This window comes from Pseudomonas gingeri (assembly GCF_013386165.1).
GTDB lineage: Bacteria > Pseudomonadota > Gammaproteobacteria > Pseudomonadales > Pseudomonadaceae > Aquipseudomonas > Aquipseudomonas gingeri_C.
The window spans coordinates 168917-188841 of record NZ_JACAOS010000022.1 but is presented as its reverse complement, the minus strand read 5'-3'; the positions used below and the strand labels follow the sequence as shown (position 1 = coordinate 188841).

Genomic DNA, 19925 nt, shown 5'->3' with positions numbered 1-19925 from the left:
CACTATGAGTGCTCTTTCAAAGGGATGGAGCGCGGTCGTTCCAGCCAGGCGCCTTCGCCATCCGGAACGATCTCGATCACCTCAACCTGGGAGTCGGTGATAGCCACGATACGGCCATCATTGCGTCCCAGGTAATCGCCTACTTTCAATCGATGGACACCACCGGCCCCACGCACCAGGGCAAAGGTGCCGCTGGCATTGGAGAGGGTACCGACCATCTCGAATTGCTCGATGTTGAAGCCCTCGAGAAATTGCTTGGTCCGATTCGGATCAGGCTTGACCTCGTGGGAACCTTTCTGGCGGTTGACCAGGTCGATTTTCATCGGCGGCTGGAACGGGCTGCGCAACGCCGCGGCACTGTAGGTGAACATTTCGAAGGCGCGAAATTTCGGCGTCGGCTCGATACTGCCCGCCGGGCGCGCACGCACTTCTTTCATGTACGCGTCCAGGTCGCTGAAGTCGTTGCTGTTGCCGCAGCCGGCCAGCATCAGCGCCAGCAAGGCCATACAGATCGTTTGCAAGCGGCTCATTTCTGCAGCCCCTTGTCGTTGTAGCGATAGGTCTTGGCCAGGATGCTCATGCGCAACTTGTTGCCGCCGGCCGGTGACGCCGCGACCGGTTTGATCTCGAAATCATGCAGGGTGACGATCCGTGGCAGGGCCGCCACGCCGCTGACGAAGGTGGCCAGGTCATGATAGGCGCCGGTCACGGTGATCTGAATCGGCAACTCGATATAGAACTGCTGGGTGACTTCCGGCAACAGCTTGATTTCCTCGAACTCCAGCCCACTGCCCAACCCGGTGCGCGTGATGTCCTCCAGCAGTCCCGGCACCTCTGTGTCGCTCGGCAGTTGCTTGAGCAAGGTGCCGAAGGAGGTTTCCATCTCCTCCATCTGCCGGGTATAGGCTTCCAGGTTGGCGGCCAGGTGGGCCTTGGTGGCGAACTGCTCCTTGAGGGTCACTTCCGTCAGGCGCTGCGTGTCCAGTTGATCGGTCAGGTCCTTGATGTAGAAGTTGTAACCCAGGGCCAGTACCAGGATCGCGGTCAGTATGCCGCTGACGACCTTGACCACCACGGGCCAGGAGCCGATGTTCTGCAAGTCGAGCTCAGCGAGGTCGATCTTGCGCAGGTTTTCCATCCAGACGGAGACATTCATTTGGCTGCCCCCTCGGACTTCGGCTGGGTCTGGCGCACGCTCAACTGGAAGGTGTTGGCCTGGTCCACCGCACCGGCGGTGGTCGCCTTGACCTCGGTCAAAACCGGCGCCGTGAGCCAATCGGAAGCATCGAGATTACGCATCAGGTCCGAAACCCGGTTGTTGGACTCGGCCGCGCCGGTGATCGCAATGGTTTTATCAGTCATCTTCACTTCGGTGAAATACACGCCGTCCGGCAGGGTCCGCACCAGTTGATCGAAGATCCGTCCGCTGATGGTCCGGTTGCCCTGCAGGTCCTGGATGATCTTCATGCGCTCGATCAGTTGCTGGCGACGCGCCTTGAGTTCGCTGATCTGCTTGATCCGGCCGTCGAGCTGGGCAATTTCCTTGTTCATGTAGGCATTACGCGCGACCTGGCGGTCGACGGCGCCGCTGAAGTACTGGTCCGTCAGCAATACCACGCCGACCGCCGCCACCAGCACGCCGACCAGGGCGGTGAGGAAACGTTTGCGTCGCTCTTCGCGCAGTTGCTCGCGCCAGGGCAGAAGGTTGATCCGCGCCATCAGTCAAAACTCCTCAAGGCCAGACCGCAAGCGATCATCAGCGCCGGCGCATCGCTGGCCAGGGCCCCGGCGTTGACCTTGCTGCTCAAGGCCATGTCGGCGAAGGGGTTGGCCACCAGGGTCGGCGTACCGAGCCGCTGCTGAATCAGGTGATCGAGCCCGGCAATCGACGCGGTGCCACCGGCGAGCAGGATGTAGTCGACATCGTTGTATTGCCCGGAAGCGAAGAAGAACTGCAGGGAACGCGACACCTGCTGGACCACGGCATCCTTGAACGGCTGCAACACCTCGGCGACGTAGTCGTCGGGCAGGCCACCCTGCTTCTTCGCCAGCCCCGCTTCTTCGTTGGACAGGCCGTAGCGGCGCTGGATTTCCTCGGTGAGCTGGCGACCGCCGAACAATTGCTCGCGGGTGTAGATGATCCGGCCATTGTGCAGGACGCTGAGGGTGGTCATGGTGGCACCGATGTCAACCACCGCCACGGTCAGCTTTTCATGGTCGCTGGCCAGTTGCGCGGCGAGCAGCCCAAAGGAACGCTCCAGGGCGTAGGCCTCGACATCGACCACCTGGGCCTCGAGTCCGGCCAAAGCCAGGGCCGCTTCGCGAACCTCGACGTTTTCTTTCCGACAGGCGGCAAGCAAGACTTCGACACGCTCGGGATTGCGCGCCGAATAACCCTGGATCTCGAAGTCGATGGCCACTTCTTCCAGGGGATAAGGGATGTATTGGTCAGCTTCGATCTTCAGCTGGTTTTCCATTTCGTCATCGGAAAGCCCGGCGTCCATCTCGATGGTCTTGGTGATCACCGCGGAACCGGCCACGGCCACGGCCACGCCGCGCACATTGGTCTTGGCCTTGAACAGCACCCGTGAAAGGGCCTGCCCCACGCCTTCGAGCTCGGCGATGTTCTTTTCGACCACAGCATTGGCCGGCAAGGGCTCCACGGCGTAGGACTCGACTCGATATCGGTTGCCGGAACGGCTCAATTCGAGGAGTTTTACCGAGGTGGAACTGATGTCGATCCCCAGGAGCGAATGCGCTTTTTTGCCAAAGAGTCCAAGCACTACCGATTCCCTATTACTATCCGCGACTTACGGACCCTTTATGATGATGGGCATTTAATAGCAGTCTTGACATAAGCGCAAATGACGCTCACGCCCAAAAATGCTTATAATGCCCAGCGTTTTTTTCCGAACCGTAGAACCTGCGCTTGCTGCGAATTTAGCCTGACGCCTAACCCATTCTTTTATCTGGAAATCCACAAGCCTTGATTCGTCTGCTGAAGTTTTTCGGGTGGTCTTTCGTCGCCGTGTTCTGCGGGCTGCTGCTCGTCCTGAGCGGCGCTTTTCTTTATCTTAGTCCGGGCCTGCCGTCCGTCGAGACTTTGCGCAGCATTCAATTGCAGATTCCGCTCAGGGTCTACACCAGCGATGGCAAGCTGATCGCCGAATTCGGCGAGATGCGCCGTTCGCCGCTGAAGTTCGCGGATATTCCGCCGAACTTCATCAACGCCCTGCTGAGCGCCGAGGACGACAACTTCGCCAACCACTATGGCGTCGATCCCAGCAGCCTGATGCGTGCCGCGACCCAGTTGGTCAAAAGCGGCCATATCCAGTCCGGCGGCAGTACCATCACCATGCAGGTGGCGAAGAACTTCTTCCTGTCCAGCGAGCGTAGCTTCTCGCGCAAGACCAACGAAATTCTTCTGGCCCTGCAAATCGAGCGCCAGCTGACCAAGGATGAGATCCTCGAGCTGTACGTGAACAAGATCTACCTGGGTAACCGCGCCTACGGTATCGAGGCGGCATCACAGGTTTATTACGGCAAGTCGATCCGTGACATCACCCTGGCCCAGATGGCAATGATTGCCGGCCTGCCGAAGGCCCCGTCCCGTTTCAACCCGCTGGCCAACCCGGTACGCGCCAAAGAGCGCCGCGACTGGATCCTGGGCCGCATGTACAAATTGGGCAAGATCGATGAAGCCGCCTACCAGGCCGCCATCGTCGAGCCGATCAACGCCAGCTATCACGTGCCGACGCCGGAAGTGAACGCGCCGTACATCGCCGAAATGGCCCGTGCGGAAATGGTCGGTCGTTATGGGAGCGAAGCCTACACCGAAGGTTTCCGCGTCACCACCACCGTGCCGAGCAACCTGCAGGAACTGGCCAACCACTCGATTGAAGAAGGCCTGATCGCCTACGACCAGCGCCACGGCTACCGTGGACCGGAATCGCGCCTACCGGGCAAAACCCGTGACGCCTGGATTGCCGAACTGGGCAAGCAGCGCACCATCAGCGGCCTGGACCCGGCCATCGTCACCCAGGTCGACAAGACCAGCCTGCACGTACTGACCCGCAACGGCCCGGAAATCGTCAACTGGGACAGCATGAAATGGGCGCGTCCGTACCTCAACACCAACAGCCTCGGTGCCGCACCCAAGCAGCCATCCGACGTCTCCCAGGTCGGCGACCTGATCCGCGTCCAGCGCCAGGCCGACAACAGCCTGAAGTTCAGCCAGGTACCGGTGGCCCAGGGCGCGCTGGTCTCGCTTGACCCGCAAAACGGCGCGATCCGTGCGCTGGTCGGTGGTTTCGCCTTCGAGCAGAGCAACTACAACCGCGCCACCCAGGCCAAGCGCCAACCGGGTTCGAGCTTCAAGCCGTTCATCTACAGCTCCGCGCTGGACAACGGCTATACCCCGGCGAGCCTGGTGAACGACGCGCCGATCGTGTTCGTCGACGAATACCTGGACAAGGTCTGGCGTCCGAAAAACGACACCAACACCTTCCTCGGCCCGATCCGCTTGCGCGAGGCGCTGTACAAGTCGCGTAACCTGGTTTCGATTCGCCTGCTGCAAAGCCTGGGCGTCGACAAGACCATCGACTACATCACCCGGTTCGGTTTCAACAAGCAGGACCTGCCGCGCAACCTGTCCCTGGCCCTGGGTACCGCGACCCTCACACCGATGGAAATTGCCACCGGCTGGAGCACCTTCGCCAACGGCGGCTACAAGATCACCCCGTACCTGATCGACAAGATCGAAAGCCGCAACGGTGAAACCCTGTTCGTCGCCAATCCACCGAGCGTGCCGGCGGGCGCGACGGCCAGCAGCGGCATCGCGGCACCGAGCCAGCCATCGTTCACCGTCAACAGTACCGGCGAAGCTCCTGCACCGGCTGCCCAGGCGCCGGCGGTGGCCGAGCGGATCGTTGACGGACGTACCACCTACATCCTCAACAGCATGCTCGAGGACGTGATCAAACTCGGTACCGGGCGTCGCGCCCTGGCACTGGGTCGTAGCGACCTGGCGGGCAAGACCGGTACCACCAACGACTCCAAGGATGCCTGGTTCACCGGTTACAACGCCGACTACATCACCACCGTCTGGACCGGCTTCGACCAGCCCGAGAGCCTGGGTCGTCGCGAGTTCGGCGGCACCGTGGCGCTGCCGATCTGGATGGACTACATGGGCGCCGCCCTCAAGGGCAAACCGCCCCACACCCAGGCGGAGCCGGAAGGCATCCTCAGCCTGCGGGTGGACCCGATCAGCGGTCGCGCGGCCACACCGGGCACGCCGAATGCCTACTTCGAGCTGTTCAAGAGCGAAGACACGCCACCGTCGGTCAACGAGATCGGCAATGGCGGCAGCGCCCCAGGCAGCCCGCTGCCGGCGGACGAGGCGGCGCCAATCGATCTGTTTTAGAGGGGCAGCGGCAAGCTGCAAGAGAAATCAAAAGCGACGCAATGCGCTTTTCACTTGCAGCTCAAAGCTTGCCGCTTTGAGCCCATAAAAAAACCCGGCTGATAAGGCCGGGTTTTTTATGGGCGACTGCTTTTAGCCGTTGAACACATCATCCACGCTTTTCAGCGGGTAGTTCTTCGGATACGGCAGGGTCGCCACACCAGTCTCGATTGCAGCCTTGGCCACAGCATCGGAGATCAGGGTGATCAGACGGGCATCCATTGGCTTCGGAATGATGTACTCACGACCGAATTCCAGCTTGATACCGCCGTAGGCGTCGCACACTTCCTGAGGCACCGGCAGCTTGGCCAGTTCGCGCAGGGCGTTGGCGGCAGCCACTTTCATCTCTTCGTTGATGCGCTTGGCGCGAACGTCCAGGGCACCACGGAAGATGAAGGGGAAGCCGAGGACGTTGTTGACCTGGTTCGGGTAGTCCGAACGACCGGTGGCCATGATCACGTCGCTACGAGTGGCGTGAGCCAGCTCTGGCGAGATTTCCGGATCCGGGTTCGAGCAAGCGAACACGATCGGGTTAGCCGCCATCGACAGCAGGCCTTCTGCATCCAGCAGGTTCGGGCCGGACAGACCGACGAACACGTCAGCGCCCTTCAGGGCGTCAGACAGGGTGCGCTTCTCGGTAGCGTGGGCGAACACCGCTTTGTACTGGTTCAGGTCGTCACGGCCAGCGTGGATCACGCCAGTACGGTCAACCATGAAGATGTTCTCGATCTTGGCGCCCATGCTCACCAGCAATTTCATGCAGGAGATAGCGGCGGCGCCGGCGCCCAGGCAGACAATCTTGGCTTCCGGCAGGGTCTTGCCGGCGATTTCCAGGGCATTGATCATGCCGGCCGCGGTAACGATCGCGGTGCCGTGCTGGTCATCGTGGAACACCGGAATATCGCACTGCTCGATCAGAGCACGTTCGATCTCAAAGCACTCAGGTGCCTTGATGTCTTCCAGGTTGATGCCACCGAAGGTGATGGAGATACGCTTGACGGTGTCGATGAAGGCTTGCGGGCTTTCCGAATCAACTTCGATGTCGAACACGTCGATACCGGCAAAGCGCTTGAACAGCACGCCCTTGCCTTCCATCACTGGCTTGGAGGCCAATGGGCCGAGGTTACCCAGGCCGAGAATCGCGGTGCCATCGGAAATGACTGCAACCAGGTTGCCCTTGCCAGTGTACTTGTAGGCCAGCTCAGGATCGCGGGCGATTTCGCGTACTGGCTCAGCGACGCCAGGGCTGTAGGCCAGCGACAGGTCACGGGCAGTGGCGGTGGCTTTGGTGAGCTCGACGCTCAGCTTCCCTGGACGAGGATTGGCATGATATTCGAGAGCGGCAGTTTTCAAATCTGACATGTGGGCATTCCGCTTTTTACTGTGGGACTGACGGACCGCCGAGGATACGCGTGTCGCCAAGTCCTCACAAGACTGACCAGTCACAGGTGTCAAGCGCCTGTCCCTACGACTTTGGCCCAAGAGCCGCGGAATACAAGGCGACAACTGTTCACAATCGATCGTAAAAATGTCTACAATTTTTTATGCGACAGCCATCGATACAAATGCCGCCCATAAAAAAAGGCGTCCACGAGGGACGCCTTTTTCATCGGCCGGGAAAAGCCTGAGGCCTGTTTTCCCGGAGCGATCAGTCTCAGGCCTTTTTGGCGCCGAACATGCCGAAACGGTCGGCGAACTTCTGTACGCGGCCGCCGGTGTCCAGGGTCTTCTGCTTACCGGTGTAGAACGGGTGGCATTCGTTGCACACGTCGATTGGCAGTGCTTTGCCGTGAGTCGAACGGGTCACGAACTTGTTACCGCAGCTGCAGGTAACGTCGATGTCTACGTATACTGGATGGATATCGGCTTTCATGGGTACTTCCTCGGGCTGGCGTGCCGCCGCTCAACACTATTGTTGAACACCGCACGTAATTTAGCCGGCGATCATACCAGAGCTTTGCCATGACGCAAGCGGCCAGCAGGCCCCTCTGTCGGGAAGACACTGCCCGGGCCGTCTGCTAGGCTCGCGCCCTCCATAAAGCCTGACCCGAGAAAACCGCGTGCCCGACGCCATCCTGCGCCTTGCCCTGCCTTCGCCATTGCGTCGCCTGTTCGATTATCGGGCACCGGAAGGCGTGCCGCGCGCCGCGCTGCAGCCTGGCATGCGCCTGCGGGTGCCGTTCGGCCGCCGGGAAATGATCGGCATCCTGGTGGAGGTCGCCGAACACAGCGAAGTCCCGGCGGACAAGCTCAGGCGCGCCACGGCCCTGCTCGACGCCACGACGCCGCTGCCGCCGGCGCTGTTCAAGCTGTGCCTGTGGACCGCCCAGTATTATCAGCACAGCCTCGGCGACACCCTGAGCTGGGCACTGCCGGTACTGCTGCGCCAAGGTGAACCGGCCGAGGCCCGCCAGGAACGCTTCTGGTCGATGGTCCCCGGCGCGCGCCTCGACGATCCGCGCATTGCCCGGGCCCCGCGACAACGTGAAGCCCTGGCGACCCTGGCCCAGCATCCCCACGGCGTAGCCCATCAACTGTTGAGCAAACTGATGCTGAGCAAGGACAGCCTCGACCTGTTGCTGGCCAAGGATCTGGTGCAGGTCGAGGTTCGCCGCCACGCCCCCGGCGAACGCCACGAACACTGGCTGGCGCAACCGGAACTGCCGCTCAACAGCGAACAACGCGCCGCCTGCGAAGCGATCCGCGCCGGGCTCGACAGTTTTCACGCATTCTTGCTGGCCGGCGTGACCGGCAGCGGCAAGACCGAAGTCTATCTGCAACTGATCCGTGAAACCCTGGAAGCCGGCAAGCAGGCGCTGGTGCTGATCCCGGAAATCAACCTGGGGCCACAGACCCTGGCGCGCTTCGAGCAGCGGTTCAATGCCCGCATCGCCCTGCTGCACTCGGCGGTGAACGACCGCGAACGCCTGGACGCCTGGCTCGCGGCCCGCGACGGCGAAGCCGACATCATTATCGGTACACGTTCGGCGCTGTTCACCCCGATGAAAAACCCCGGGCTGATCATCATCGATGAAGAACACGACGGCTCCTATAAACAGCAGGAAGGCCTGCGTTATCACGCCCGCGACCTGGCGCTGGTACGCGCCCGCCAGGAAAACATCCCGATTGTGCTGGGTTCGGCCACGCCGTCCCTGGAAAGCCTGCACAACGCCTACACCGGGCGTTATGGCCTGCTGCGCCTGAACGAGCGCGCGGGCGGTGCCAAGCAACCGCGCTTCCTGCGCCTGGACGTTAAAAGCCGTCCACTGGACAGCGGCATTTCCGGCCCCATGCAGCAGGCCATCGGCCAGACCCTCGCTGCCGGCCAGCAGGTGCTGGTGTTCCTCAACCGGCGCGGCTTTGCGCCAACGCTGCTGTGCCACGACTGCGGCTGGATGTCCGAATGCTCGCGCTGCGATGCACGGATGACCGTGCACCAGCGCTCCGGCGAACTGCGCTGCCATCACTGCGGCTACGTCGAACGCGTGCCGCGCAATTGCCCGCAGTGCGGCAAGGTCGACCTGCGCCCGGTAGGGGCCGGGACCGAGCGCGCCGAGGAGCGCCTGGGCATCCTCTTTCCCGATTACCCGGTGCTGCGGGTCGACCGTGACAGCACCTCGCGCAAGGACGCGATGAACCAGCTGTTCGCGACCATCCAGAAAGGCCAGCCGTGCATCCTGGTGGGCACGCAGATGCTCGCAAAAGGCCATCACTTTCCCCGAGTGACCCTGGTGTCGATCCTCGATGCCGACGGCGGCCTGTTCTCCGGCGACTTCCGCGCCAGCGAACGCATGGCCCAGTTGATCGTCCAGGTGGCGGGCCGGGCCGGCCGGGCGGAGGAACCGGGCAAGGTGATTATCCAGACCCATCTGGCAGATCATCCGCTGCTGATTCAACTGACCGAGCAGGGCTATTTCGCCTTTGCCGAGCAGGCCCTGAGTGAGCGCCGGGCCGCGGGTTTGCCGCCCTTTGCGCACTTGGCGCTGCTCCGGGCCGAAGCCCACAAGCCAGGGCAGGCCGAGGGTTTCCTTGATGAGGCCTGTAGCGAGGCCGAGCGTTTGCTGGCTGAAATGAACCTGGGCGGCATCGAGTTGCTGGGGCCGGTGCCGGCACCCATGGAACGCCGGGCCGGACGTTACCGGGCGCAGTTGTTGTTGCAGGCCAATGGCCGGGCTTCGCTGCACCGATTGCTGAGCAGTTGGTTGCTGGTGCTGGAGCAAATGCCCAGCGGGCGGCAGGTGCGCTGGTCGCTGGATGTCGATCCGGTGGATTTGTATTGAGCCAACGGACGTCATCGCCAGCAAGCCGGCTCCTACAGGAGGCCGTGAGTTATCCACAACCTCTGTAGGAGCCGGCTTGCCGGCGATAGCGATCGAATAGGCACCGCGGCACCCCGCTCCGTCGACTAAGGTTGGCAAGCTCGCCCCGGCAACGGATAATGCCCAGTTTTTCCACCTGCGCATCGAAGCGCCGCCGCGCTTGCGGTCGAAAGAGAAGACCATGAAAGACACCATTCGCCAGCTGATCCAACAAGCCATCACCCAACTCGTCACCGAAGGTGTGTTGCCTGAAGGGCTGTCGCCGGCGATCCAGGTGGAAAACACCCGGGACAAGACCCACGGCGACTTCGCCAGCAATATCGCCATGATGCTGGCCAAGCCGGCCGGCCTGAAGCCCCGCGACCTGGCGGAAAAGATCATCGCCGCCCTGCCCGCCGCCGAGAGCGTGAGCAAGGCCGAGATCGCCGGCCCCGGCTTCATCAACTTCTTCCAGAACACCCAGGCCCTGGCCGCGCGCCTCGATGCCGCCCTGGCCGACGCCCATATCGGCGTACGCAAGGCCGGTCCCGCACAACGGGTGGTGGTCGACCTCTCGGCCCCCAACCTGGCCAAGGAAATGCACGTCGGCCACCTGCGCTCGACCATCATCGGCGACGGCGTGTCCCGGGTCCTCGAGTTCCTCGGCGACAGCGTGATCCGGCAGAACCACGTCGGCGACTGGGGCACCCAGTTCGGCATGCTGATGGCCATGCTCGAAGACAATCCCGACATGCTCAAGAGCGCCCTCTCGGACCTGGAAGACTTCTACCGGGCGGCCAAGAAGCGCTTTGACGAAGACCCGGCGTTTGCCGATCGCGCCCGCAAGCTGGTGGTCGACCTGCAAGCCGGCGACGAGACCTGCATCAAGGCCTGGAGAAGCTTCACCGATATCTCCCTGTCCCACTGCCAAAGCACTTACGAGTTGCTGAACGTCAAACTGACCATGGCCGACGTGATGGGCGAAAGCGCCTACAACGACGACCTGATCAATGTCGTCAACGACCTCAAGGCCAAGGGCATGCTGGTCGAGAGCAACGGCGCCCAGTGCGTTTTCCTCGACGAATTCAAGAATGCCGAAGGCGAGCCGCTGCCGGTGATCATCGTCAAGGCCGACGGTGGTTATCTCTATGCCACCACCGACCTGGCGGCCGTGCGCTACCGCAGCAATGTGCTGAAAGCCGATCGTGCCCTGTACTTCGTCGACCAGCGCCAGGCCCTGCACTTCCAGCAGGTGTTCGCGGTGGCACGCAAGGCCGGCTTCGTCGGCCACCCGATGGAAATGGAACACATGGGTTTCGGCACCATGAACGGCGCCGACGGCCGTCCGTTCAAGACCCGCGACGGCGGCACCGTGAAGCTGATCGACCTGCTGACCGAGGCCATGGACCGCGCTTATCTGCTGGTCAAGGAAAAGAACCCGGAGCTGGCCGAAGACGAACTGCGCACCATCGCCCGTGTGGTGGGCATCGGCGCGGTCAAGTACGCCGACCTGTCCAAGCATCGCACCAGCGACTACAGTTTCAACTTCGAACTGATGCTCAACTTCGAAGGCAACACCGCGCCGTACCTGCTCTACGCCTACACCCGCGTGGCCGGTGTGTTCCGTAAACTGGGCACGGATTTCAGCCAGGTCGAAGGGCAGATCGTCCTTGAAGCCCCCCACGAGCAGGAACTGGCCGCCAAACTGGCGCAGTTCGGCGAAGTGCTCGGCAGCGTCGCCGAGAAAGGCACGCCGCACGTGTTGTGCACCTACCTGTACGATGTCGCCGGGTTGTTTTCCAGCTTCTACGAGAACTGCCCGATCCTGTCCGCCGAAACCGCCGAACAGAAACAGAGCCGCCTGCGCCTCGCCGCGCTGACCGGTCGCACCCTCAAGCAAGGCCTGGAACTGCTGGGTCTGGAAACCCTGGAGCGTATGTAAGTTGGCTGCCAAGAAAACCCCTGCACCCAAACGTGGCGCCAGCCGTTACCAAGCTCCTGCGAAAAAGCCGATCCCGGGCTGGTTGTGGCTGGCCATCGGCCTCAGCGTGGGCGCCTTTATCGTCTTCCTGATGAAGCTGGAGCCGGGCAGGGGCGATGACGTCAAACGGGTCAAGCAGGAACAGCTGAAGGCGAGCAAGATCGCCGAAGCCAACAAGACCCCACCGAGCCCGACCCAGCCGGTGAAGCCCAAGTACGACTTCTACACCTTGCTGCCGGAATCGGAAGTCATCGTGCCGCCCGAAGCCGTGCCGGAAAAAACCCTGCCGACGCCGCAGACCGTGCCGACGCCGACCACGCCGGTGACCCCGGCCGAAGCGGCAAAGATCGACACGGCCCGGGCCCAGGCCGCGTTGTCCGGGATTACCCCGCCACCGCCACCTCCCGTGGCGGTGACAAAGCCGGCGGCGGTGACGCAGTTCTTCCTGCAGGCCGGCTCATTCCGCAAGGAAGCCGATGCGGACAAGGTGCGGGCGCAGATCATCCTGCTCGGCCAGGCGGTGGCGGTGGAGTCCGGAACCGTGAAGGACGAGACCTGGTATCGGGTATTGGTCGGACCGTTCAGCAACCGCGAACAATTGACCAAGGCCCAGAAACAACTGGCCGGCAGCGGCTTCAACAACCTGTTGTTGCAGCAACGGCAGAACCGCTGAACACACTGAAATTTGTGGCGAGGGGGCTTGCCCCCGCTGGGGTGCGAAGCGCCCCTAAAACCAGAGAATTCGTTGTGCCTGACACAGCGAGGTGTGCGGTTTTCCGACTGCTTCGCAGCCGAACGCGGGCAAGCCCGCTCGCCACAAAGGTTAAGTGCAGCCTTGAAGCCTGCGGCATAAGATCAAACACAGCATTTCCTACGCCGCTCATCCTCTAGTCCCGCCCACGGTTGAAAATCCCACCACCACCCCCATATGAGTTTCCATCAGGCATTTTCGCCCCGCTGCGTGGAGATTCTCCCTTGACCACCATCGTTTCAGTTCGTCGCCACGGCAAAGTCGTCATGGGCGGCGACGGCCAGGTTTCCCTCGGCAACACCGTCATGAAGGGCAACGCGAAAAAAGTCCGGCGCCTCTACCACGGTGAAGTTCTCGCCGGTTTCGCCGGTGCCACCGCCGACGCCTTCACCCTGTTCGAACGCTTCGAAGGCCAACTTGAAAAACATCAAGGTCATCTGGTCCGCGCCGCTGTCGAACTGGCCAAGGAGTGGCGCACCGACCGCTCCCTGAGCCGCCTGGAAGCCATGCTGGCGGTCGCCAACAAAGATGCTTCACTGATCATTACCGGCAATGGCGACGTCGTCGAACCGGAAAACGGCCTGATCGCCATGGGCTCCGGTGGCGGCTATGCACAGGCCGCAGCCAGCGCGATGCTGAAGAAAACCGACCTGTCGGCCCGTGAAATCGTCGAAACCGCACTGGGTATCGCCGCCGACATCTGCGTCTTCACCAATCACAACGTCACCATCGAGGAGCAGGACCTCGCGGAATAACCAGCCCATCCGGCTGCTCGTTCCCGCTTGAGGACCCACATATTATGTCCATGACCCCCCGCGAAATCGTCCACGAACTCAATCGCCATATCATTGGTCAGGACGATGCCAAACGCGCCGTCGCCATTGCCTTGCGCAACCGCTGGCGGCGGATGCAGCTCCCCGAGGAGCTGCGTGTTGAAGTGACGCCCAAGAACATCCTGATGATCGGCCCGACCGGCGTCGGCAAGACCGAAATCGCCCGGCGCCTGGCCAAACTGGCCAACGCCCCGTTCATCAAGGTCGAAGCGACCAAGTTCACCGAAGTCGGCTATGTCGGCCGTGACGTCGAATCGATCATCCGTGACCTCGCCGACGCCGCGATCAAGCTGCTGCGCGAGCAGGAACTGGTCAAGGTCCGCCATCGCGCCGAAGACGCCGCCGAAGAACGCATCCTCGACGCCCTGTTGCCACCGGCCCGCATGGGTTTCAACGAAGACTCGGCCCCAGCCCAGGACTCCAACACCCGCCAGCTGTTCCGCAAGCGCCTGCGCGAAGGCCAGCTGGATGACAAGGAGATCGAAATCGAAGTGGCCGAGTCGTACGGCGTCGAGATCGCCACGCCGCCGGGCATGGAAGAGATGACCAACCAGTTGCAGAACCTCTTCGCCAACATGGGCAAGGGCAAGCGCAAGAGCCGCAAGCTCAAGGTCAAGGACGCGCTCAAGCTGGTCCGTGACGAAGAAGCCGGGCGCCTGGTCAACGACGAGGAATTGAAGGCCAAGGCCCTGGAAGCCGTCGAGCAGCACGGTATCGTGTTCATCGACGAAATCGACAAGGTCGCCAAGCGCGGCAACGTCGGCGGCGCCGATGTCTCCCGTGAAGGCGTACAGCGCGACCTGCTGCCGCTGATCGAAGGCTGCACGGTGAACACCAAGCTGGGCATGGTCAAGACCGACCACATCCTGTTCATCGCCTCCGGTGCGTTCCACCTGAGCAAGCCGAGCGACCTGGTACCCGAGCTGCAAGGCCGCCTGCCGATCCGCGTCGAACTCAAGGCCCTGAGCCCGGAAGACTTCGAGCGTATCCTCAGCGAACCGCACGCCTCGCTGACCGAGCAATACCGCGAGTTGCTGAAGACCGAAGGCCTGACCATCGAGTTCCTGCCGGACGGCATCAAGCGCCTGGCGGAAATCGCCTGGCAGGTCAACGAGAAGACCGAGAATATCGGTGCCCGTCGCCTGCACACGCTGCTGGAGCGCCTGCTGGAGGAAGTCTCGTTCAGCGCCGGTGATCTGGCCAGCGCCCACAACGATGAGCCGATCCGCATCGACGCCGAATACGTCAACAGCCACCTCGGCGAATTGGCGAAGAACGAAGACCTGTCGCGGTATATTCTTTAAAGCGGCGAGCTGCCAGCTTCGAGCTGCAAGCTGATGTTCACTGGCTTGTAGCTTGTAGCTTGTAGCTTGTAGCTTGTAGCTTGTAGCTTGTAGCTCGAAGCTTATACTCCTCCCATGACTAGACTTCCTGTTTCCATCAACCTGCACAAAGCCTCGAAAACCCTGACCCTCAAATACGGTCCGGGCGAGGAATATCACCTGCCCGCCGAGTTCCTGCGGGTGCACTCGCCCTCCGCCGAGGTCCAGGGCCACGGCAAACCCATCCTCCAGTTCGGCAAACTCAACGTCGGCTTGAGCCAGCTCGAACCCGCCGGCCAATACGCACTGAAACTGACCTTCGACGACGGTCATGACAGCGGACTGTTCACCTGGGACTATCTCTACGAGCTGGCACGTCGCCAGGATGACTTGTGGGCCGATTATCTTGTCGAACTCAAAGCGGCCGGAAAATCCCGCGACCCCTCCGAGTCCGTCGTCAAGCTGATGCTCTAGCCCGGACCTCTGGTCGTTTTGGGGGGCATTTTCTAATCACATCTGATTCAATCCCCCACGGCGTGGCTAACGATTGGCCCGCTTGCGAAAAAAATCAAACTCGGGTAACCAATGGAACTGGCAAGTTCCGTGCATTTAACGATGCGCAATCAACGGTCACCCGAGCAGTAGTACTTGGCATTCGCTGTGCCATTTGCACAGCTGTACCCGGTACTCGTCTCAGGACAATGGAGCGTCGTAGATGAGTAACAAGAACAACGATGACCTGCAGCGGCAAGCCTCGGAAAACACCCTGGGCCTGAACCCCGTCGTCGGCTTGCGTAGAAAGGATCTTCTTACTTCTGCACGAATGGTATTGACCCAAGCCATCAAACAACCCATCCACAGCGTCAAGCATGTCGCCCATTTCGGCGTCGAACTCAAGAACGTGCTGCTGGGCAAGTCCGGCCTGCAGCCGGAAAGCGATGACCGTCGCTTCAACGACCCGGCCTGGAGCCAGAATCCGTTGTACCGGCGGTATCTGCAAACCTACCTGGCCTGGCGCAAGGAGCTCCATTCCTGGATCGACGAGAGTTCGCTGTCGCCACAGGACATCAGTCGCGGCCACTTCGTCATCAACCTGATGACCGAGGCCATGGCCCCGACCAACACCGCGGCCAACCCGGCCGCGGTCAAGCGCTTCTTCGAAACCGGTGGCAAGAGCCTGCTCGACGGCCTCTCGAACCTGGCCAAGGACCTGGTGCACAACGGTGGCATGCCGAGCCAGGTGAACATGGGCGCCTTCGAGGTCGGCAAGAGCCTGGGGACCACGGAAGGTGCCGTAGTGTTTCGCAACGACGTACTGGAACTGATCCAGTACAGCCCCATCACCGAACAGGTGCATGAGCGGCCGTTGCTGGTGGTACCCCCACAGATCAACAAGTTCTATGTGTTCGACCTGAGCCCGGACAAGAGCCTGGCGCGCTTCTGCCTGCGCAGCCACGTGCAGACCTTTATCGTCAGTTGGCGCAACCCGACCAAGGCGCAGCGCGAGTGGGGCCTGTCGACCTATATCGACGCCCTCAAGGAAGCCGTCGACGTGGTCACCGCCATCACCGGCAGCAAGGACGTGAACATGCTCGGGGCCTGCTCCGGCGGCATCACCTGCACCGCCCTGCTCGGCCATTACGCCGCCCTCGGCGAGAAGAAGGTCAATGCCCTGACCCTGCTGGTCAGCGTGCTCGACACCACCCTCGACACCCAGGTCGCGTTGTTCGTCGACGAACAGACCCTCGAGGCCGCCAAGCGCCACTCCTACCAGGCCGGCGTACTGGAAGGCAGCGACATGGCCAAGGTCTTCGCCTGGATGCGCCCCAACGACCTGATCTGGAACTACTGGGTCAACAACTACCTGCTGGGCAACGAACCGCCGGTGTTCGATATCCTCTTCTGGAACAACGACACCACGCGCCTGCCGGCCGCCTTCCACGGCGATCTGATCGAGATGTTCAAGAACAACCCGCTGGTGCGTCCCGACGCCCTGGAAGTGTGCGGCACCGCCATCGACCTGAAGAAAGTCGACGCCGACATCTTTGCCCTGGCCGGCACCAACGATCACATCACGCCCTGGAAGTCCTGCTACAAGTCGGCGCAACTGTTCGGCGGCAAGGTCGAGTTCGTGTTGTCCAGCAGCGGCCATATCCAGAGCATCCTGAACCCGCCAGGCAATCCGAAGTCGCGCTATATGACCAGCAGCGAGATGCCGGCCAAGGCCGACGACTGGCAGGAAAACTCCACCAAACACACCGATTCGTGGTGGCTGCACTGGCAGGTGTGGCAGGCCGAGCGTTCGGGCAAACTGAAAAAATCGCCGACCAGCCTGGGCAGCAAGGCCTACCCGGCGGGCGAGGCGGCACCGGGCACTTACGTGCACGAGCGCTAGGGTTTCAAGAACACCGCAACACCTGTAGGAGCCGGCTTGTCGGCGATGGGGCCCTTGAACCTTGCAGCGTTCATACGGGCGCCATCGCCGGCAAGCCGACGCCCACAATGACCACGTTCAGTTTTTCCCCCTGAACCAACAGGGATAGCGTTAGATCAGGCAAACAGGTTCAACCACAGGGCTTCGAGCATGCCGCAACCGTTTATCTTCCGAACCATCGATCTGGATGGCCAGACCATCCGCACCGCGGTTCGCCCCGGCAAGCCTCATCTGACGCCTTTGCTGGTCTTCAACGGCATCGGCGCCAACCTGGAGCTGGTGTTTCCGTTCGTCCAGGCCCTGGACCCGGACCTGGAAGTCATCGCCTTCGACGTCCCCGGTGTCGGCGGCTCGTCGACCCCCAACCGACCCTATCGTTTTCCGGGCCTGGCCAAGCTCACCGCGCGCATGCTCGATTACCTGGATTACGGCCAGGTCAACGTGGTGGGCGTGTCCTGGGGTGGCGCCCTGGCGCAGCAGTTCGCCCATGACTACCCGGAGCGCTGCAAGAAGCTGATTCTCGCCGCCACCGCCGCCGGTGCCGTCATGGTTCCGGGCAAACCCAAGGTGTTGTGGAACATGGCCAGTCCACGGCGTTATATCCAGCCTTCCCACGTTATCCGCATTGCCCCGACCATCTACGGCGGCGCCTTCCGCCGCGATCCGCACCTGGCAGCCGAACATGCCGCCAAGGTCCGTTCGGCCGGCAAGCTGGGCTACTACTGGCAACTGTTCGCGGGGCTGGGCTGGACCAGCATCCACTGGCTGCACAAGATCCACCAGCCGACCCTGGTACTGGCCGGCGACGACGATCCGCTGATTCCGCTGATCAATATGCGTCTGCTGGCTTGGCGAATTCCCAATGCCCAGCTACACATAATCGACGACGGCCATTTATTCCTGATCACCCGGGCCGAGGCCGTGGCGCCGATCATCATGAAGTTCCTCGAGGAAGAACGCCTGCGGGCGGTGATGCACCCGCAACCGGCGCCCTTCAAGAACACCTAGGAGTCGTTCCCCGGCAGTAAGCGCATGCGGGCAGGACGTCCGTGTCGCGCACCAGATCCGTGACCGACAGAGCTGTCCGTCGCGGTTTCCTGTGTTGGTTGATAGCTTGATGACGAAGGAGTGTTGACTCATGCGAGACAAACCAGCGACGGGCTCGATGCCCGCACCCGCCGCGTTCATCAACGCACAGAGTGCGATTACCGGCCTGCGCGGCCGGGATCTGTTTTCCACCCTGCGCAGCGTAGCCGCCCATGGCCTGCGCAACCCGCTGCACACCGCCCGGCACGCCCTGGCCCTGGGCGGACAACTGGGCAAGGTACTGCTCGGCGATACGCTGCACAAACCCAACCCCCATGACCCGCGCTTCGCCGACCCGGCCTGGAGTCTCAACCCGTTCTACCGCCGCAGCCTGCAAGCCTATCTGGCCTGGCAGAAACAGGTGAAACACTGGATCGACGAGAGCCACATGAGCAACGACGACCGCGCCCGTGCGCACTTTGTCTTCTCTCTGCTCAACGATGCCATGGCGCCGTCCAATACCCTGCTCAATCCGCTGGCGGTCAAGGAAGTGTTCAACTCCGGCGGCAACAGTATCGTGCGCGGCATCAGCCACTTGGTGAACGACCTGCTGCACAACAACGGACTGCCCAGCCAGGTCACCAAGCACTCGTTCGAAGTCGGCAAGACCGTAGCCACCACCCCCGGCGCGGTGGTGTTTCGCAATGAGCAACTGGAGTTGATCCAGTACAAGCCGATGAGCGAAAAACAGTACGCCAGGCCACTGCTGATCGTGCCGCCGCAGATCAACAAGTACTACATTTTCGACCTGAGCCCGTCCAACAGCTTCGTCCAGTACGCCCTGAAAAATGGCTTGCAGGTGTTTATCGTCAGTTGGCGCAACCCGGATGTGCGTCATCGCGAATGGGGCCTGTCCAGCTATGTCGAGGCACTGGAGGAAGCCCTGAACGTCTGCCGGGCGATCACCGCCAGCCGCGAGGTCAACCTGATGGGCGCCTGCGCCGGCGGCCTGACCATCGCCGCCCTGCAAGGTCACCTGCTGGCCAAGCGGCAACTGCGTCGGGTGTCCAGCGCCAGCTATCTGGTCAGCCTGCTCGACAGCCAGCTGGACAGCCCGGCGACCCTGTTCGCCGACGAGCAGACACTGGAAGCGGCCAAGCGCCGCTCCTACCAGCAAGGTGTGCTCGACGGCCGCGACCTGGCGAAGGTCTTCGCCTGGATGCGGCCCAACGACCTGATCTGGAACTACTGGGTCAACAACTACCTGCTGGGCAAGGAACCGCCGGCGTTCGACATCCTCTACTGGAACAACGACAACACCCGCCTGCCCGCGGCCTTCCACGGCGACCTGCTGGATTTCTTCAAGCACAACCCGCTGAGCCATCCGGGCGGCCTGGAGGTCTGCGGCACCCCCATCGACCTGCAGAAAGTCACGGTCGACAGCTTCAGCGTCGGCGGCATCAACGACCACATCACGCCCTGGGACGCGGTCTACCGCTCGACCTTGCTGCTGGGCGGCGATCGCCGCTTCGTGCTGTCCAACAGCGGGCATATCCAGAGCATCCTCAACCCGCCGAGCAACCCCAAGGCCAACTACGTCAACAACCCCCGGCTGAGCAGTGATCCACGGGCCTGGTACTACGACGGCAAACAGGTTGAAGGCAGTTGGTGGACCCAATGGCTGAGCTGGATCCAGGAGCGCTCGGGGGCTCAGCGTGAAACCCAGATGCCCCTCGGCAACGCCAATTACCCCCCCATGGAGGCGGCACCCGGCACCTATGTGCGAGTCCGCTGACAGATACCGGCCACGACTGCCGGA

16 protein-coding genes are annotated in these 19925 nt (G+C 62.0%); 10 read left to right on the top strand and 6 right to left on the bottom strand.

Annotation, left to right across the window (positions count from 1 at the left end):
* Positions 1-2: 2 nt before the first annotated feature.
* Genes HX866_RS28540 through HX866_RS28525 form a run of 4 tightly spaced genes read right to left on the bottom strand, consistent with a single transcriptional unit; the run spans position 3 to position 2783 of the window.
* Complete coding sequence (locus HX866_RS28540; protein WP_177090724.1) at positions 3-530, bottom strand: pilus assembly protein PilP; 528 nt, start codon at positions 528-530, stop codon at positions 3-5.
* Positions 527-1156 carry a type 4a pilus biogenesis protein PilO gene (pilO, locus tag HX866_RS28535; protein ID WP_177090725.1) on the bottom strand — a complete coding sequence of 210 codons (630 nt, stop codon included), beginning with the start codon at positions 1154-1156 and terminating at the stop codon, positions 527-529. Before pilO ends, HX866_RS28540 begins: the two co-directional genes overlap by 4 nt.
* Complete coding sequence (locus tag HX866_RS28530) at positions 1153-1719, bottom strand: PilN domain-containing protein (RefSeq protein WP_177090726.1); 567 nt, start codon at positions 1717-1719, stop codon at positions 1153-1155. The genes pilO and HX866_RS28530 overlap by 4 nt, the downstream gene beginning before the upstream one ends.
* Positions 1719-2783 (bottom strand): pilus assembly protein PilM, encoded by a 1065-nt coding sequence (locus HX866_RS28525; protein WP_177090727.1) that lies wholly within the window; start codon positions 2781-2783, stop codon positions 1719-1721. Before HX866_RS28525 ends, HX866_RS28530 begins: the two co-directional genes overlap by 1 nt.
* 206 nt (positions 2784-2989) lie before the next feature.
* On the opposite strand from HX866_RS28525, the gene HX866_RS28520 reads away from it, so the two are divergent.
* Positions 2990-5422: a penicillin-binding protein 1A gene (locus tag HX866_RS28520; RefSeq protein WP_371316729.1), complete on the top strand. Its 2433-nt coding sequence runs from the start codon at positions 2990-2992 to the stop codon at positions 5420-5422.
* Positions 5423-5554: 132 nt separating this feature from the next.
* Here the strand turns inward: HX866_RS28520 and HX866_RS28515 are convergent, their stop codons facing one another.
* Entirely contained in the window at positions 5555-6823 is a 1269-nt protein-coding gene (locus HX866_RS28515; RefSeq protein WP_177090729.1) for a malic enzyme-like NAD(P)-binding protein, read from the bottom strand.
* A gap of 292 nt (positions 6824-7115) precedes the next feature.
* Entirely contained in the window at positions 7116-7334 is a 219-nt protein-coding gene (rpmE, locus tag HX866_RS28510) for a 50S ribosomal protein L31 (RefSeq protein ID WP_177090730.1), read from the bottom strand.
* 187 nt (positions 7335-7521) lie between these two features.
* Here rpmE and HX866_RS28505 point away from each other — a divergent pair, with 187 nt between their 5' ends.
* The 9 genes from HX866_RS28505 to phaC (HX866_RS28465) all read left to right on the top strand — a co-directional run bounded on the left by HX866_RS28505 (position 7522) and on the right by phaC (HX866_RS28465) (position 19901).
* On the top strand, positions 7522-9741 hold the full coding sequence (locus tag HX866_RS28505) for a primosomal protein N' (RefSeq protein ID WP_177102999.1): 2220 nt from the start codon (positions 7522-7524) through the stop codon (positions 9739-9741).
* 220 nt (positions 9742-9961) lie between these two features.
* Complete coding sequence (gene argS / locus HX866_RS28500; protein ID WP_177140906.1) at positions 9962-11701, top strand: arginine--tRNA ligase; 1740 nt, start codon at positions 9962-9964, stop codon at positions 11699-11701.
* Between the two features lies 1 nt (position 11702).
* Positions 11703-12413 carry an SPOR domain-containing protein gene (locus tag HX866_RS28495; protein WP_177140905.1) on the top strand — a complete coding sequence of 237 codons (711 nt, stop codon included), beginning with the start codon at positions 11703-11705 and terminating at the stop codon, positions 12411-12413.
* A 302-nt stretch (positions 12414-12715) separates the two neighbouring features.
* Entirely contained in the window at positions 12716-13246 is a 531-nt protein-coding gene (hslV, locus tag HX866_RS28490; protein WP_177103003.1) for an ATP-dependent protease subunit HslV, read from the top strand.
* Between the two features lie 44 nt (positions 13247-13290).
* Positions 13291-14628 carry an ATP-dependent protease ATPase subunit HslU gene (gene hslU, locus HX866_RS28485; protein WP_177103005.1) on the top strand — a complete coding sequence of 446 codons (1338 nt, stop codon included), beginning with the start codon at positions 13291-13293 and terminating at the stop codon, positions 14626-14628.
* A 114-nt stretch (positions 14629-14742) separates the two neighbouring features.
* A complete protein-coding gene (locus HX866_RS28480; protein WP_177090738.1) occupies positions 14743-15120 on the top strand; it encodes a gamma-butyrobetaine hydroxylase-like domain-containing protein in 378 nt (125 codons plus the stop codon).
* A gap of 241 nt (positions 15121-15361) precedes the next feature.
* A complete protein-coding gene (gene phaC / locus HX866_RS28475) occupies positions 15362-17041 on the top strand; it encodes a class II poly(R)-hydroxyalkanoic acid synthase (RefSeq protein ID WP_177090740.1) in 1680 nt (559 codons plus the stop codon).
* Positions 17042-17230: 189 nt separating this feature from the next.
* A complete protein-coding gene (gene phaZ / locus HX866_RS28470) occupies positions 17231-18088 on the top strand; it encodes a poly(3-hydroxyalkanoate) depolymerase (protein ID WP_177090742.1) in 858 nt (285 codons plus the stop codon).
* Positions 18089-18218: 130 nt separating this feature from the next.
* Entirely contained in the window at positions 18219-19901 is a 1683-nt protein-coding gene (phaC, locus tag HX866_RS28465; RefSeq protein ID WP_177090744.1) for a class II poly(R)-hydroxyalkanoic acid synthase, read from the top strand.
* Positions 19902-19925: the final 24 nt, after the last annotated feature.